At 71.5% G+C, this 14,973-nt stretch carries 12 protein-coding genes and 1 tRNA gene; 3 read left to right on the forward strand and 10 right to left on the reverse strand.

What is annotated here, in order from left to right; genetic code table 11:
• Positions 1 to 105 precede the first annotated feature (105 nt).
• Positions 106 to 936: a hypothetical protein gene (locus ACH5A8_RS30205; RefSeq protein WP_399007141.1), complete on the reverse strand. Its 831-nt coding sequence runs from the start codon at positions 934 to 936 to the stop codon at positions 106 to 108.
• A 1,261-nt stretch (positions 937 to 2,197) separates the two neighbouring features.
• Here ACH5A8_RS30205 and argG point away from each other — a divergent pair.
• Complete coding sequence (gene argG, locus ACH5A8_RS30210; protein WP_399007142.1) at positions 2,198 to 3,643, forward strand: argininosuccinate synthase; 1,446 nt, start codon at positions 2,198 to 2,200, stop codon at positions 3,641 to 3,643.
• Between the two features lie 143 nt (positions 3,644 to 3,786).
• Here the strand turns inward: argG and ACH5A8_RS30215 are convergent, their stop codons facing one another.
• The gene (locus tag ACH5A8_RS30215; protein WP_399007143.1) at positions 3,787 to 4,812 is read right to left on the reverse strand and encodes a zinc-binding alcohol dehydrogenase family protein; all 1,026 of its coding nucleotides are present in this window, start codon (positions 4,810 to 4,812) and stop codon (positions 3,787 to 3,789) included.
• 40 nt (positions 4,813 to 4,852) lie between these two features.
• Positions 4,853 to 5,368 carry a MarR family winged helix-turn-helix transcriptional regulator gene (locus tag ACH5A8_RS30220; protein WP_399007144.1) on the reverse strand — a complete coding sequence of 172 codons (516 nt, stop codon included), beginning with the start codon at positions 5,366 to 5,368 and terminating at the stop codon, positions 4,853 to 4,855.
• A gap of 299 nt (positions 5,369 to 5,667) precedes the next feature.
• Here ACH5A8_RS30220 and ACH5A8_RS30225 point away from each other — a divergent pair, with 299 nt between their 5' ends.
• Positions 5,668 to 6,354, forward strand: a complete 687-nt coding sequence (locus tag ACH5A8_RS30225) for a GNAT family N-acetyltransferase (RefSeq protein WP_399007145.1) — start codon at positions 5,668 to 5,670, stop codon at positions 6,352 to 6,354.
• 78 nt (positions 6,355 to 6,432) lie between these two features.
• Here ACH5A8_RS30225 and ACH5A8_RS30230 read toward each other — a convergent pair whose 3' ends face one another.
• Both ACH5A8_RS30230 and ACH5A8_RS30235 read right to left on the reverse strand, forming a co-directional pair.
• Positions 6,433 to 6,684, reverse strand: a complete 252-nt coding sequence (locus ACH5A8_RS30230; RefSeq protein WP_399007146.1) for a Smr/MutS family protein — start codon at positions 6,682 to 6,684, stop codon at positions 6,433 to 6,435.
• Positions 6,685 to 6,727: 43 nt separating this feature from the next.
• Positions 6,728 to 7,279 (reverse strand): GNAT family N-acetyltransferase, encoded by a 552-nt coding sequence (locus tag ACH5A8_RS30235; protein ID WP_399007147.1) that lies wholly within the window; start codon positions 7,277 to 7,279, stop codon positions 6,728 to 6,730.
• Positions 7,280 to 7,600: 321 nt separating this feature from the next.
• Between ACH5A8_RS30235 and ACH5A8_RS30240 the strand changes: the two genes are divergently transcribed.
• Positions 7,601 to 7,675 (forward strand) — tRNA-Leu (locus ACH5A8_RS30240).
• 330 nt (positions 7,676 to 8,005) lie between these two features.
• Here the strand turns inward: ACH5A8_RS30240 and ACH5A8_RS30245 are convergent.
• The 5 genes from ACH5A8_RS30245 to ACH5A8_RS30265 all read right to left on the reverse strand — a co-directional run bounded on the left by ACH5A8_RS30245 (position 8,006) and on the right by ACH5A8_RS30265 (position 14,527).
• On the reverse strand, positions 8,006 to 8,389 hold the full coding sequence (locus tag ACH5A8_RS30245) for a DUF6009 family protein (protein WP_365530084.1): 384 nt from the start codon (positions 8,387 to 8,389) through the stop codon (positions 8,006 to 8,008).
• 208 nt (positions 8,390 to 8,597) lie between these two features.
• The gene (locus tag ACH5A8_RS30250; protein ID WP_399007148.1) at positions 8,598 to 10,160 is read right to left on the reverse strand and encodes a phage/plasmid primase, P4 family; all 1,563 of its coding nucleotides are present in this window, start codon (positions 10,158 to 10,160) and stop codon (positions 8,598 to 8,600) included.
• The gene (locus tag ACH5A8_RS30255; RefSeq protein ID WP_399007149.1) at positions 10,157 to 11,308 is read right to left on the reverse strand and encodes a bifunctional DNA primase/polymerase; all 1,152 of its coding nucleotides are present in this window, start codon (positions 11,306 to 11,308) and stop codon (positions 10,157 to 10,159) included. Before ACH5A8_RS30255 ends, ACH5A8_RS30250 begins: the two co-directional genes overlap by 4 nt.
• 427 nt (positions 11,309 to 11,735) lie before the next feature.
• Positions 11,736 to 13,265 (reverse strand): ParB/RepB/Spo0J family partition protein, encoded by a 1,530-nt coding sequence (locus ACH5A8_RS30260; RefSeq protein ID WP_399007150.1) that lies wholly within the window; start codon positions 13,263 to 13,265, stop codon positions 11,736 to 11,738.
• The gene (locus ACH5A8_RS30265) at positions 13,262 to 14,527 is read right to left on the reverse strand and encodes a ParA family protein (RefSeq protein ID WP_399007151.1); all 1,266 of its coding nucleotides are present in this window, start codon (positions 14,525 to 14,527) and stop codon (positions 13,262 to 13,264) included. Before ACH5A8_RS30265 ends, ACH5A8_RS30260 begins: the two co-directional genes overlap by 4 nt.
• Between the last annotated feature and the right edge of the window lie 446 nt (positions 14,528 to 14,973).

The following is a 14,973-nucleotide window of genomic DNA, read 5'->3' on the forward strand; positions in this document are numbered from 1 at the left end:
GGGCCTTTTCCGTCCTTCAGTCCTTGAGTCCCTCAGTCCCTCCGAGCGGACGAACGAAACGGCTCCCGACTGCCCTGCTCTATTACGCCGTAATAGAGCAGGGCCTCAGGAATGCGGGAGGTTCCCTGCTTCTTCCTGCAGTGCACCGGCGGCCACGTACGCCGCATGCGCCTCCTGCGTCCTGGCGGCCGGGAGGCCGCTGAGTTGTTCCTGCTTCCGCAGGGACCGAACGGCGGCCCCGAGATAGCGGTTGAGGCTCAGCATCTGAGTGGGGGTCACACAATCGGGAAGCACCGCGGAGATCTCGTCCAGCCAGTACGCGGCGTCTTCGTCCAGTACCAGCGCGGCTCTCTGTTCGACGAGCCGCCGTGCGACGGGAAGCAGCAGCCGATGAGAGCGTTCCGCGGCTTCCTGCTTGCGGCGCTCCGCCTCCGCCTCCAAGGCCCTGCGCCGCTCCGCTTCGAGAACCGCTTCCGGCGTCCGCCGGACCGGGCGCGCGTCCGCGGTGTCGTCGGTCAGCGTGACGGCCTGCAGACGCTTCGCCTTGTTGTACGCCGCGCTCGGCGCCGCAACCGCCAAGGCCGGGGCCAGTTGGACCCAGGGGACGCCCGCGCTGCGGGCGTCGGTCACCGCACGGAGCTGGTGAAGGTCCGTCTGCTCCCGTAGGTACTCCCACAGTTGGACCCTCTTGAGCGCGGCGGAACGCTGCGCCTCGATGCCTGAGCGCCGGAGGGCGAAGGCGTGCTTCTCGCAGTAGAGGAGCGCCCCAAAGATCTCCTCGTCCCCGGGCATGCGCTCGACATCCGGGTCGCCCGCCGCCTCATGCAGTTGTCTCAACTCGGCGACCACCGCGCCGACATTCAGAGAACCGATCCGGGTCGGGGGCCTGACCAGCGGCTTTGTCGGGTGGGCCGCCGCCTGTCTGCGCTTCGCCATGGAGAAGAGTCTGCCTGAGAACCCCTGTTTCACATAATGTGAAACCCCTGGGAGGAGGGGTCGGCCGAGGGGCGGGGGCCGAGAGCCGACACCTCGGGATTGAGCCTGAGGTGCGGCTATTACGGCGTAATAGTTCCCGCGAGCGCGGGCTCAGCCGTGGCCCGGGGTACAGGCACTACGTCGATGTCGGTCGGGGCCACCCCACGGTCCCTGCCGGCGGAGCACACAAGGACCGAAGGGACCCAAGTGACTCGAATCCCGATTCGGACATTGAGGGACCCCAACCAAGGCGAGGCTCCCTGAGAGCAGGCTCCTGCCGGACAGCTCCCGAGGGGCCAGAAGCCCAGGGACCGAAGCAGAGAGGCCCGAGCTGGGGGACTGAAGCCGAGGGACTCAAGCTCAGGGACTGAAGGCCGAAGACCGCAAGCCAGGGACCGGGATGCAGGGACCGGACCTCAGGGACCGGGACACAGGGCCGGACCTCAGGGACCGAAAAGTGCCCTCTGGAGGAGCCGAGGGACCGGAAGGGACCGGGATCGTGGCGGCCTGGGGCCCGAGGGGCTGAGGAGAAAACAGGGAAAGCCCAGGTCGGCAGGGGCTGTCAGAGACCAGGGACCAAACAGCAGGGCCCGAGAGGGGCTGGGTCCAGCTTCAGTCCCTGGCACGTTTCCGCAGGTCAGAGGCGTTTTACCCAGGGACTGAGGGACTGTAGGGACCCAAGCCGCTATTTATAAGCAGAATCTTTCTTGTGTGTTCATACGCACGCGCGCATACAAACAAGTAGTTGAGCAGCTCATAATTAGCGATTTCAGTCCCTCTGGTCCCTACTAGGGGCTCCATAACCCCTCTGACCTGCGAAAATGCCAGGGACTGAGGCTCAGGGACCAAAGAGCTGCAGCCCCTGTCCCCGCCCTGTGCCGGGCCCCTGAGCTCTTACGGTCCCTGGATGGCCGCCTACTGCCCTGGCAGGCCGAGGCAGCGGCCAGGGACCCAGCGGAGCCCAGGGACCGAGCCCGCCCGCAGGCTCCGCCGCCGTGGGGAGCAGTCGCCCATGAGTCCGAGTTTCGGTCCTTTGGTCCCTTCAGCCCCTGCCCCACGTGCCGCCAGGGACCAGGCCCCCCGGAGCCGGGCTATTACGCCGTAATAGAGCTGGAGAGTCGACGGCGCCCATCACCCCTCAGCCTCCCCCGCCGGGGCACAGCCGAAAACCTTCTGGCCACCCCCCTTTGCATGATCATGCGAGATTCTGCATACTCTTTCTATGTCCAAGGTCCTAACCTCCCTTCCGGCCGGCGAGCGCGTCGGCATCGCCTTCTCGGGCGGCCTCGACACCTCGGTCGCGGTCGCGTGGATGCGTGACAAGGGCGCCATCCCTTGCACCTACACCGCAGACATCGGTCAGTACGACGAGCCGGACATCGCCTCTGTGCCCGGCCGCGCCAAGACCTACGGCGCCGAGGTCGCGCGCCTGGTCGACTGCCGCGCCGCCCTCGTCGAGGAAGGCCTGGCCGCACTCACCTGCGGGGCGTTCCACATCCGCTCGGGCGGGCGGGCCTACTTCAACACCACGCCGCTCGGCCGTGCCGTCACGGGCACCCTTCTGGTGCGGGCGATGCTCGAGGACGACGTCCAGATCTGGGGCGACGGCTCCACCTTCAAGGGCAACGACATCGAGCGGTTCTACCGGTACGGTCTGCTCGCCAACCCGCAGCTGCGGATCTACAAGCCCTGGCTGGACGCGGACTTCGTGACCGAGCTCGGCGGCCGCAAGGAGATGTCGGAGTGGCTCCTGGCCCACGACCTGCCTTACCGCGACAGCACGGAGAAGGCGTACTCCACCGACGCCAACATCTGGGGCGCCACCCACGAGGCCAAGACCCTGGAGCACCTGGACACCGGGGTGGAGACCGTTGAGCCCATCATGGGCGTGCGTTTCTGGGACCCCGAGGTCGAGATCGTCACCGAGGACGTCACGATCGGCTTCGAGCAGGGCCGCCCGGTGACGATCAACGGCAAGGAGTTCGCGTCGGCCGTCGACCTGGTCATGGAGGCGAACGCCATCGGCGGGCGCCACGGCATGGGCATGTCGGACCAGATCGAGAACCGGATCATCGAGGCCAAGAGCCGCGGCATCTACGAAGCGCCCGGCATGGCCCTGCTGCACGCGGCGTACGAACGCCTCGTCAACGCGATCCACAACGAGGACACCCTCGCCCAGTACCACAACGAGGGCCGCCGGCTGGGTCGGCTGATGTACGAGGGCCGCTGGCTCGACCCGCAGGCCCTGATGGTCCGCGAGTCGCTCCAGCGCTGGGTCGGCGCCGCCGTCACCGGTGAGGTCACCCTGCGTCTGCGGCGCGGTGAGGACTACTCGATCCTCGACACCACCGGCCCCGCGTTCAGCTACCACCCGGACAAGCTGTCCATGGAGCGCACCGAGGACTCGGCTTTCGGACCGGTGGACCGGATCGGTCAGCTCACCATGCGCAACCTCGACATCGCCGACTCGCGCGCCAAGCTGGAGCAGTACGCCGCGATCGGCCTGCTCGGCGCCGCCGGTTCCGCGCTCGGCGCCGCCCAGGCGGCCGCCACCGGGTTGATCGGCACCCTGCCGGAGGGCGGCGCCGAGGCCATCGCCTCCCGTGGCGAGGTCTCCGAGGAGGACGAGATGCTGGACCGCGCCGCCATGGAGTCCGGCACCGACTGAGCGGTCAGGTCGAGTGGAACGCTCGACGCCTGAGAGGGCTGCCTCATGGACGGGGGCCTGCTCGACGCCACTGGCGTCGAGCAGGCCCCCGTCCCGTCTCCTGTCGACGTCCGTCTCCCACCGGGGGAGGGGAGGGCCTGCGGTCAGAAGCCGGTGAGGGTGATCTTGCCGATCGCCGTGCCCGACTCCAGGATGCGGTGCGCCTCGCGGAGGCCGGCCGCGTTTGCCGGACCGAGGTCCTTGGCGGCGGTGGTGGTGAGGATGCCCGCGTCCACCAGACGGGCGACCTGGGACAGGATGTGGCCCTGCCTGGCCTGGTCCGGGGTCTGGAAGAGCGAGCGGGTGAACACGAACTCCCAGTGGAACGAGATGCTCTTGGGCTTCAGCACCCCGACCGGCAGGGAGTCGAAGTCGTCGATGGCGACGATGCGGCCGAAGGGAGACAGCGCCTCGGCGTAGTCGGTCAGGTTGCGGTCGGTGCCGGCGGTGCTGAAGACGTGGGTCAGGTTGTCCGGAACGACCTCGGTGAGCTGGGGGACCAGCGGCTTGTGGTGGTCGACGACGTGCTGGACGCCCATACGGGTGGCGAACTCGACGGTCTCCGGGCGGGACGCGGTGCCGATGACGGTCAGGCTGGTCAGGGCGCGCGCCAGCTGGGCCGCGATGGAACCGACACCTCCGGCCGCCGCGGTGATCAGCAGGGCGCCGTCCTGGTTGAGGCCGCCGTTGTCCAGGCCCAGCCGCTCGAACAGGCCCTCCCAGGCGGTGAGTGAGGTCAGGGGGAGGGCGGCTGCCTCGGTGAAGGAGAGGGAGGCGGGTTTGAGGGCGACGAGCCGCTCGTCGACGACGTGGTATTCCGAGTTCGCCCCGGCCCGGTCGAGGGCACCGGCGTAGTACACCTCGTCCCCGGTGCTGAAGCGCCGCACCTCCTCGCCGACCGCGACGACCGTGCCCGCCGCGTCCCAGCCGAGCACCTTCGGCTCCCCACCCGGGTTTTTGCTCTGTCGGATCTTGTAGTCGACGGGGTTGACCGCGACGGCCGCCACCTCCACCAGGAGGTCGTGGGGGCCTGGCTCCGGGAGGGGGAGCTCCAGGTCGATCAGACTGTCCTCGTCGCCGATCGGCAGGCTCTCGCGGTAGCCGACGGCTCGCATGGTGTTGTTGCTCATGGGAGACGGGTGCCCACTGTCGGCGGGCGTGCATACGGTGTCAGAGGCTTTCGCCCAGCCGCTCCAGCAGAGGCGCCGCTGCGGCGAGGGTCCGTAGCTCGGCGGGGGTGAACCGCTCGGTGAGCGCCGTGGCCAGTTGCCGGCCACGAGCCTCGCGCTTGCGTCGCAGTACGTCCTCGCCAGCCTCGGTGAGCGACACGATGATCCGCCTGCCGTCATGAGGGTCGGGTCGGCGCTCGACGAAACCGCGCGCCTCAAGTCCGTTCACGACGGTGCCCATGGCCTGTGCGGTGATCTGTTCGGCCCGCGCCAGTTCGGCCGCCGAGGCCGGTCCGGCACCGGCCAGTCGTGACAGCGCCGAACGCTCGGGCAGCGACAGCTCACCCGGCGCCCTGCTGTGCCGGAGCCGTCGTGCGATCAGACCGATGGAGTCGTACAGGGCACCACCGACGTCGTAGGGATCCGTCTGGTGCGTGGGGTCGTGGCGATCCGCTCGGGCCGCTTCGTCGGCTTCGTTCCCGCCGGATCGGTCCGGACGACCGGGCTGCTGGGTCACGTCTACAGGCTAGGCGCCCCTTAAGAGCTGCGGACAGAAGTGGACACCGCCCGCTGATCGGAACCCACTTCTGTCCGCAGCTCTGAGGGAGCGGGGGCCCCGTTCGGGGGCAGGGGCCTGGTTGGGGGAGGGGCTCGTTCGGAGGAAGGGGCCCGTTGGGGGAGGGGCCCCACCGGGCGGAATTCTCCGGGACAGGACGTGATCATCCTGCGATGATCTTCCGGGGAGAACACCGCATGGGCGATCGCGGATCGTCGGCGGACGTCGGTATCGGCACGAGCACAGGTGGGCGGCGGGGGATGGTTTTCCTACTCGAAGGACCGGTTCTGGAGGGGACGCTCGTGCGTCTGGAGCCCCTTGCCCACCGGCACGTGCCGGACCTCTCGGTGGCGGCCGAGGAGGACCGCAGTTCCTATGGGTTCACCTGGGTGCCCCGTGCGGCCGAGATGGGGGAGTACGTCGCCGCGCGGCTCGCCGTCGCCGCTTCGGGACAGCTGGCTCCGTACGCGCAGGTGGACCGGGCGACGGGGCGGGCGGTCGGGGTCACGGCCTACTGCGGACCGCGGCCGTGGCCGGTGGGGGAGGGGCTGTGCGCGGTCGAGGTCGGCTACACCTGGCTCGCCGCCTCGGCCCAGGGCACCGGAGTGAACACCGAGGCGAAGTACCTGCTGTTCAGGCACGCGTTCGAGACGTGGAAGGTGGCGCGCCTCGACCTGGAGACCGACGCCCGCAACGCCCGCTCCCGGGCGGCCGTCGAAAGGGTCGGCGCACGGTTCGAGGGTGTGCTGCGCAACTGGTCCCGCTCTCGGGTGGCGGGGGAGGAGGGACTGCTCCGGGACTCGGCCCTGTTCTCGGTCACGGCGGCGGAATGGCCGCGACGCCGAGCCGCACTGGAGGCCGCGGTCGCGCGGCGGACCGCCCGGCGGCCGGAGCACCGGCACTCCGGCAGCGCCCTCCCGCCGGCTGAGAGCCCCGCACCGTGCTGACTCGGGCGCGGAGCACACCCGGAGAGCGGGCCCCGCGCGGCGGCGAGCGGGCCGCCCCTGTCCGCGTGCCCGGCCGGCTCAGCGCCGGGTGAAGTGCACGAGTACGCGCCCGGTGTTGGCGTCGCTGATCTCCACCCGGTCGTACAGCCTCCTGATGTGCTTCTGCTCCAGGAAGGCCAGCACCCGGCCGCGGAGCCGGCCCGTCCCCTTGCCGGGAATGATCTCGGCGACGGGCTCGCCCGACTGGTGGGCGCGGAAGATGAACTGCCGCAGCGCCAGTTCTATGTCGCGGTTGTTGCGGAACAGCGGATGCAGATCCAGGCTCAGCACGTCTCTTCTCCTCGGTGCGGGGGTTGGGGCACTCGGCGCGCTCTCACGGCCGTCGCGGCATCGGCTCCGGGTCGGTGGCCAGCCGCGCGTGCAGTTCCACGTCGTGGCGGACGCCGTCGTACTCGAGCTTGTCGCGCTGGAGTCCCTCGACGGCGAAGCCGGCGGCCGTGGCCACGCGGCAGGAGGCCGGGTTGTCCACCCGGTGCCCCAGCTCCAGCCGGAACAGCCCGACGTCGTCGAACGCCCAGCGGGCCAGAGCGCGGCAGGCGCGGGAGGCGACGCCCCGGCCACGCGCCGCTGCCGTCGTCCAGTACGACACCCACCCCGTGCCGTGCCGGCGGTCCACGGGACCCACCGCCACATTGCCCAGCACCGTGTCCGCGTCGTCGACCACGGCGAAAGCGAAACGAGTGCCGGAGTCCCACTGCCCGGCCGCGGCCGTGAGCCAGCGCCGTGCCGCGGCGGGGGAGGAGACCGGCTCGCCGCTCTGCCGGTCCATCAACGGCTCGGCGAACGCCGTCAGCACCGCCGGGGCGTCCGCGGCCGACCAGCGCCGCAGCCTCAGCCCCGGTGCCGCATCCAAGTGATCACGCATCTCCCGGAGTCTGCCGCAGTCGGCGGAACGGCGCGAGTCCCTTCGGCCCCGGCAGCCGGTGCAGGTTCGAGACGCGACGCCGCGCGGAGGGCGGGACCGGGGGAGCGGACGGCATCCGGCGCCTCCCGCTGCCGTACGAGTTGGCCGACGCGGCGAAAGCGCACGGACTCGGCGAGACGGGCCGCGCCGCGGGGGAGTTGGTTCTGACCGTGCGCTGACCTCGGTGGGGCCGCCTGTGCCCGCTGCCGGGGAGACTCCTCCGTCGAGGCCCCGAATTCGGTTGGCGGACGGGTGCGGCAGGAGCCTATGATCATGTGCAAGGCGGGGTCGTAGCACAGAGGTAGTGCGCCGCGACAGCATCTCGGAGGACGCCGGTTCGAATCCGGTCGCCCCGCCCCTTTTCCACCCCCCGGGCTTCGCCCCTCCTCATACGGCCGTCATCGCCACGCCGGACACCTCGCCGATGCGGTCCGTCTTGAGCGCGCTCACGGAAGTCCGCGGACGACGTCACGCGCACGCTCGGGTCCCTGGTGAGGCCACGGAGGACAACCGGAACAAGGCCGTGCGGCGCGCGCCCGCCGCCGGGGGAGTGCCTGAGCGCCGGGGTGCGGGCCGCCTGCGCCGCAAGGCAGGTGCAAGGGCGTGCGTCGGGCGGCATCGGGCCACGAGCTTCGGGCTTCGGTGCTCACCGGTTCCGGCGGGCCGTGCGGGGCGGCGTGAGGTGGCTCAGGGGGTGGAGGACGCCATCGCCACGGGGCCGCGCTGGGAGCGCGGGGTCTTCGCGCCGGGCTTGCCGGGCTCGATGGTGCGCGGGTCGATGGCCTCGCCCGGGGCGCCTTCGCGGTAGAGGCCGTCGGGCAGGCTGTCCCGGTCGTGCGGCAGCAGGAAGAAGACCCTCCGCTTGTACAGGCCGCTGTCGGGGTCGGGGGCGGCCTGGTCGTCGAGCAGGGCGTACCCGACCATGCGGCCGTCACGGGCGTAGGGCGGCTTGGTGTTGCGGCGCTTGGTCTTGTCGAGCGCCTGACGGACGTAGTCGAGCTTTTCCGGGTTCTCCAGCCACACCACCTCTTCCTCGTGGATGAGGTCGCTCTCGGTCAACAGCGAACTCATGGCTGCAGCCCCTCCTTCATCGGCTCGGTCCCCACCGTCGAGGACGTGGCCCGGCATGTGTGCGTGTGCGCGTCACGGTGGCCTGCGCACCGGCCAGTGGCGGCCCGTTGTGTGGCGGTCGCCGTGTGCGGGGCCCGGCCCCCATGGTAGAGCGCATGCGGACGGGGGTGTAGGCCGCATGCCAGGGAGTGCCCGAAAGCGACTGTCATCATGCCTGTTCCACCAGGGCGATACCGGGGTAGTACTTGCGTCCGTTGGACTTGATCATGTCGGCCGGCGAGGCCACTCCGACCTCCTGCCGGACACGGTTGGCGAAGGCGCGCGGTGTGGCGGGCCGGATGCCCTCGCCCGCGTGGCACCAGGAGCTGTACTCCGTGTAGAGCAGACCCTGCTCGACCCGCAGGTCACGGGCGTTCTCACCGCCCCGGGTGCAGCACTCGGCGAGGAAGCGGCCGATGTGGTCCTCGGTCGAGGCGTAGGCGGAGGTGGCGATACGGACCCTGTCGGGGCCCTCCAGCGGGTCCCGGGTCGCCAGATAGCGCTGGGCGCCCTCGATCAGCCACTGCAGGATGCCGGGCCCCTCGTCGCGGACCAGCTCGAAGGCCAGGTTGTCGATCCGGCGCTCGGCCGGCACCGTCCGGGTGAACGGCAGCAGACGGATACGGCGCCAGAAGGCGAAGCCGCCCGTGGACACCTCGGGCCGGTGGTTGCCCAGCAGCCACAGGTGGTGGGTGGGCGTGAAGGAGAAGTAGTCCTGCCGCATCCGGCGCGCCTTGATCTTGTCGCCGCCGGTCAGCAGCCGTACCCGGGCCTCGTCGAACTTGTCGTTGGGCTTCAGCTCGCTGCACACCACCAGCCGCCGCCCGTGCAGTTCGGTCAGTTCCGTGGAGTGCTCGGAGAAGGCGCCGCGGTCCATCAGGAAGCCGGGCGGGGCGGCGTCGGCGTAGTCGCCCAGGATCTGGATCATCGTGTCCAGCAGCACGGACTTGCCGTTCTTGCCCTCGCCGTGCAGGAACGGCAGCACCTGGGCGCCCACGTCGCCGGTGATGGAGTAGCCCAGCATGAGGTGCAGGAAGGCGATCATCTCCCGGCCCTCGGCGTCGTCGCCGAAGGTGTCCGCGAGGAACCGGTGCCAGCGGGGGGTCTCCATGCGCTGGGGGGCGACGCTGGTGGCGCGGGAGTGGAAGTCGCGGGTCGGGTCGGCCTTGCGGATGTGGCCGTTGTGCAGGTCGACGACGCCGGCGGGCGTGCACAGCGCGTAGGGGTCGCCGTCCAGTTCGTCGGGGTCGACGGACAGGTCGGGGGACGCCTTGGCCTGGGTGAGCAGCGCCTTCATGCCGGCCGTCGACAGGGTGCGCCGCTTGTGGTGGGCGATCTCCCGCTCGCTGAACACGCCGCGCGGGTCGCTGTCGGGCATGTCCTCGGCCATCTCGCCCGCCGCCCACAGCGCGGCCTTCTCGCCGCCGCCGCGCTTCCACCGGTAGCCGTCCCACACGAACCAGCCCAGTCCCTCCACGTGCCGGAACTGGTCGCGGTGCAGCCGGACGAACAGCCGTGCGTTGCCGCGGTCGGAGAGGGAGGGCGGCAGGGGGGCCGTCGGGACCGCCGCGCCCAGGGGGCGGGCCGGGGCCGCGGCGGCGTCGGGGTAGGCCTGCGGGGGCACGAGGGCGGGCACGGGCTGTTCGACCGTCTGCTCCAGCATCTGCAGGTCGAGCATCTGCTGAGCGGCGGCCTGTGGGTCGAACCGCGGCGTGCTCTCGGCGCTGCTCATGAACGTCCTTCGAGGTGGAGCGGACGGGCGGACCCCACGGCGAGGGCATCGTCGACGATCGCCTCGTTGCGCGCCTGCTGCCACGGCCGGGCGTGCTCGGCGACCCGTACGAGCCGGTCCCGGACCGTGGCGCGGTCCAGGTGCCCGGCGGCGACCAGCCCGCCCGCGGTGTAGGCGGCCCGGTTGAGCTTCTCCGTGAACGCGGTGCCCTCGCGTGCCTCGGCGCAGCGGGCGACCTGGGCGATCAGCGGATCGAGGACCCGGTGCGCCGCGCCGGTCCGCGGGGCCCGGCGGACCGGCGGCGTGCGACGGGGCCGGGTGGCCCCCTCGGGGGCCGCGGCGTCCGGGACCCCGCTCGTCCCTTCGTGTGCCGGCCCGTCCGGGGGCTCGGAGGGGGCCGGGCCGACGAGGTGGCCGGTGCGGACGAGTTCGTCGCGCAGCCAGTCGGGCAGCGGCGCCGGAGTGCGCGTGGAACCCAGCGCGCGGTACACGCCCTGCGCCGTACGGGTGGTGGGCGCCACGATGTAGCCGCCGTCGGCGCGGACGTCCACCTGCCAGGCCAGGGCGGCCCTGCTGCCCGAACCGGTGGAACAGCGCAGCCGGGTGGCCGGGTCGGGGTTGCGGTACCACACGTGCAGGCCGCCGGAGGGCGTACGGACCCGGAGGGTGTCCTCGTCGCACGCGGGGTCGGGCCGGCCGCGGAAGGCGGCCAGCAGGGCGAGGGTGTCGAAGCCGGACGCCAGCCCGTCCAGGGTCACCTGTTCGGGGATGGGGATGCCGGGCAGCAGCCGGCCGCGGTCGGGTACCTCGGCCGCGTGGGCGTCGATGTCGATGACGACCAGGCGGGCGGGGCCGCAGGCGACGCCCACGCCCGCCGACGGAGTGGCGGTCCACCAGTCGTCGATGCGCCGCGGGTCGGTCGTGGCGGCGTGGAAGCCGTGGCAGGGACGCCCGGCCGGGAGGCAGGGGCAGGCCGCCGGGGCGTGCCGGCGGCTCCGGCAGTCCGGGCAGTTGGCCGCGGGGGTCTTGCGCCCCGGGGCCAGCGGATGGACCGGCCAGCCCTGGGCGGCGCACCACCGCGCGACCGAGCGCGGCGGCACGGGGCCGCCCGCAGCGGTGCGTTCGCTGATCTCACCATGGCGCGGCACGCGAATCGTCCTCGTCACATCTCGTCTTCGGTCACTTCACGGCGGCCCGGCTGGCAGGTGACGCCCGGTCAGGGACCGAAGGGACTGTAATCCAGGAAAAGTGTAGGGCTCATCGTCCCCAGGGATCCCGCAGCCCCTCCGCGTGCCGTTTCTATCAGTTTTCTCGGTCCCTTGAGTCCCTTGGTCCCTGGGTGGGAGTCACCATGCGGGTGAATTGCCCGCACTTCACCCTACTGATGGGTATCCGGCGTACCGCCCCCGGCCCTTCGGGGGCGGTACGGAGCGGCCGACTCCACTTCGGGTCCGGGTCCCTCCGGTCCCTGGATGAGCCGTCCCGGGCCCCTGACCGGCGCTGATGACGCGCGGCCAGCGGCCCTTCGGGCAGGGACGCGGCACGTTCGGTCCCTGGTTCCCCGTCCCTCTCGGGTCAGGCACTGCCCTGACGCACCGCGTCGCGCTGCCGCTGGTGCTCGTTGAGGAGCTCCAGCATCCTGTCGAACGCGCTGTCGGGCATCTTGCGGATCAGATGGTGGGCGAGGAAGACCCCGTCGTCGTACGGGAGCCGGGGCCGGGCGTACGCCTCGGCGCCCGCCTGGTCCCCGCTCTCCTGGTCAGCGTCGGCCTGATCGCCCTCCCCCACGGCCTCGGCGCCCCGTGGCTCGGGGACGCCGTCCAGCGGCGCGCCGTCCACGGGGGCGGCGGTGGGGGCGGCGGCCGGGGCGGAGGGGCTGAGAGCCGGTGACACGGCCGTGGCGGCGGCAGGGACCGGAGCGGGGCGCGTGGGCGCCGCCGGGCGCTGCTGCCCGCCGTCCTGGGGCTCCGGAGGCCCCGGCACGGCGGTGTCACCGTAGGAGGCCACCTGAGCGCCGCCGTACGCGTCTCCGTCGCCGCCCTCGGGAGCCGCGGACTCGGCGGAACCCGGGGACTCGGTGGGACCCTCGGGCTCGCCGGGACCCTCGGACTCGGCCGAGTCCATGGACTCGACCGCGTCCACGGACCGGGCCGGGCTCGCGGGCTCGTCCGGCCCGGCGGGCGAAGGCGATCCGGCGGGCGAAGGCGATGGGGTGGACCCCGCCGTGCCGTCGGCCCCGTCCGGGTCGGCCGCCTCGGGCGTGGCGTCCGGCTCCCCCTCCCCTCCCCCGGGGGAGGAGGCGGGGAAGTCGTCCGTGCGGCCGGGCGTGTCGGCCGGACCGGACGCCTGCCCGGTGGCCGCGGCCTCCCGCTCCCTGCGCCGCTCCGCCTTCTCCGCCTCCGCGCGCGCCTGCTCGCGCTTGAGCGACTCCAGGGCGGCCTCCTGCTCCTCGGCGGGCTTGTTGCCCACGGCGCGCAGCAGGTCGATGCGCTCTTCGCCGATGCGCTCCTGCAGCGCGGGCGCGAGGTTGAGGAGGGCCAGGCGCTGCGAGACCCAGCCCTGCGACTTGTGCAGCCGCTTCGCCAGCCGGGTCTGCGTCCCGTGGATGGCGAGCAGGCGCTGCAGCGCCCGGGCCTCGTCCAGGGGCTCCAGTTCCTGACGGTGCACGTTGGCGACGAGGGCGGACTCGAGGATGGCCTCGGAGTCGGTTCCCTGGTCGTCGTCCACCATCACGTTCAGGTGGGTCAGTCCGGCCTCGCGCGCCGCCGCCAGGCGGCTGCTGCCGTCGACGACGACATGGGTGGCGTCGGCGGACAGTTCGCTCTCGCGTTCGGGGTTGGCCTTGACGTAGGCGTCGCGGTTCATCACCGTGATGGCCTGCTTCTGGCCGTGTTCGCGCAGGCTTCCGGTGAGTTCGGCGAGGTCGCCCAGGCTGGTGCGGGGGTTGTCCGGGTTGGGGCTGATGCGGTCCAGGGGAAGCCGGGTGGGCGGGGCGACGCCTTCCGTGGGGACGCCGGTCGCCGCGCCGATCGCCGCCCGGCGTGCGCTGACCGGTCGTGCGGTGGCGCCGAAACGGCCCGTTCCGAGCTGGTCGGCCTTGCTCATGAGATCTCCCGTGCGAGGGCCCGCATGCCCACCGCCTGCTGCGATGAGGGGGCGTAGGACAGGAGGGGCTGCTTCATGCGTACGGCCTCCTTCTGTTCCTTCAGGTCGCTGATGAGTCCGACCACGCGGGGGTCTTTTATGTCGACCCAGCCCTGCAGGGACGACGTCGCGATGTAACCCCGGCGGCCGTCGTAGAGGTTGACGACGATGCCCAGGTAGTCGAGGTCCAGGGCGAGGTCGCCGCGCAGGTCCTCGATCTGGTTGGTGAGCAGGTCGTAGGCGTCGGCCGAGCTGTCCTCCGCCTGGACCACGATCAGGGCGCCGGACTGGCCGGGCCGCTCCCCCTCGCGGCGCCGGCCGTAGTAGGCGGCGGCGTCCATGCTCAGGCCGAGGCTGGGCGGGCAGTCGACGAGGATGATGTCGTAGTCGCTCTCCAGGGGCAGCAGCGCCCGCTCCAGCGCCGCCTCCCGGGCCCGTACGGCCGACAGGCGCACGTCGAGGAGGAAGGCGTCGTGGCAGGCGGGCAGCAGGTGGAGGCGGCCGCCGAAGGTGTCGTCGTCGATGGAGACGATCAGGTCGCGCAGATCGCCCTTGGGGTCGCCCGCCATGTGGTTGGTGAGGCTGTCGCCGTTCATCGGCAGCGGGGTGGCCCCGAGCTGGTTGGTCAGGTGGCACTGCGGGTCGAAGTCGACCAGGAGCACCCGCAGGCCGAGGCCGGGCAGGCTCTCCACGTCGAGGGGGTCGCTGTCCGCCCCGGTGCCCTCGCCCGCCTGGTCGCTGGCGCGCAGGGCCGCCGAGAGGGCCTTGGCGACCCGGACCGGGTGCAGTGAGCCGGGGTCCTCCGCCAGTGCCTCGCCGACACCGGCCGCGATGGCGGTCTTGCCGACGCCGCCCTTCTGGTTGCAGACGATGATCCGCCGGGTGACGGCCGGCCGCTCGATGTCCGGCGCGGGCGTGTTGTCGAGCCACAACTGGACCGATTGTGCGAGACCCTGGATGAGGGAGACCCGCCGGTCGGCGGCCACGTCGCGGAACCTCTCCCACTGACCCTCGGGAAGGAAGGTGGAGAAGGAGTCGGCCCCGGCGGTGTCGACGGTGGCGGGAGTGGAGGCGAGGGCGATCCACGCGTCGATGCCCTGTTCCACGGCCGTCTGGATCTCGACGCCGTGCTGGGCGGCCCTTACCTTGAGATTCTGCCGGAGCCATCCCGGCAGTTTGGAGACGACCTTCTCGCGGTCGCTGGAAGTGGCTGGCGAACTCATGGGGACACCTTACTAACGCGCATGATCATTCGCTGCAGCGACACGTTAGAAAGCAAAAATTGAGGATGAGTTACTCCTCATTTGTCCTCATTGACCCATCAATGGGCCGCGTCTGAACGCCCGTCAGGCACCAGGGACCCCCGGTGGACAGGTGTCGCCGTCCTCGGGCGGGAGCTTCGCGACGCGGGTCACGGGTCGTGGGTCGGCGGTCGCCGGGCCCGGGTCATGGGTCGTGGGCGGATGCGTACGAGGGTGACAGCCGGCCGTCGGTGGGCCGTGCGGGCGCATACCGGGCCAGGCGGGGTCTGTGTGGAGGGCGGCGTGGGCGCTCCGAGGGTGGTCACTCAGGAGCAGGCACTCTTCGCCACTTTCAACTTATAGCGCGGTGGGGGGCTTGCGGCAAGGCCCCCGTCGTGCCGCACAATCGCTCGCCGAGGCCGCAACCT

This window comes from Streptomyces sp. NPDC018610, assembly GCF_044391765.1.
Taxonomy (GTDB): domain Bacteria; phylum Actinomycetota; class Actinomycetes; order Streptomycetales; family Streptomycetaceae; genus Streptomyces.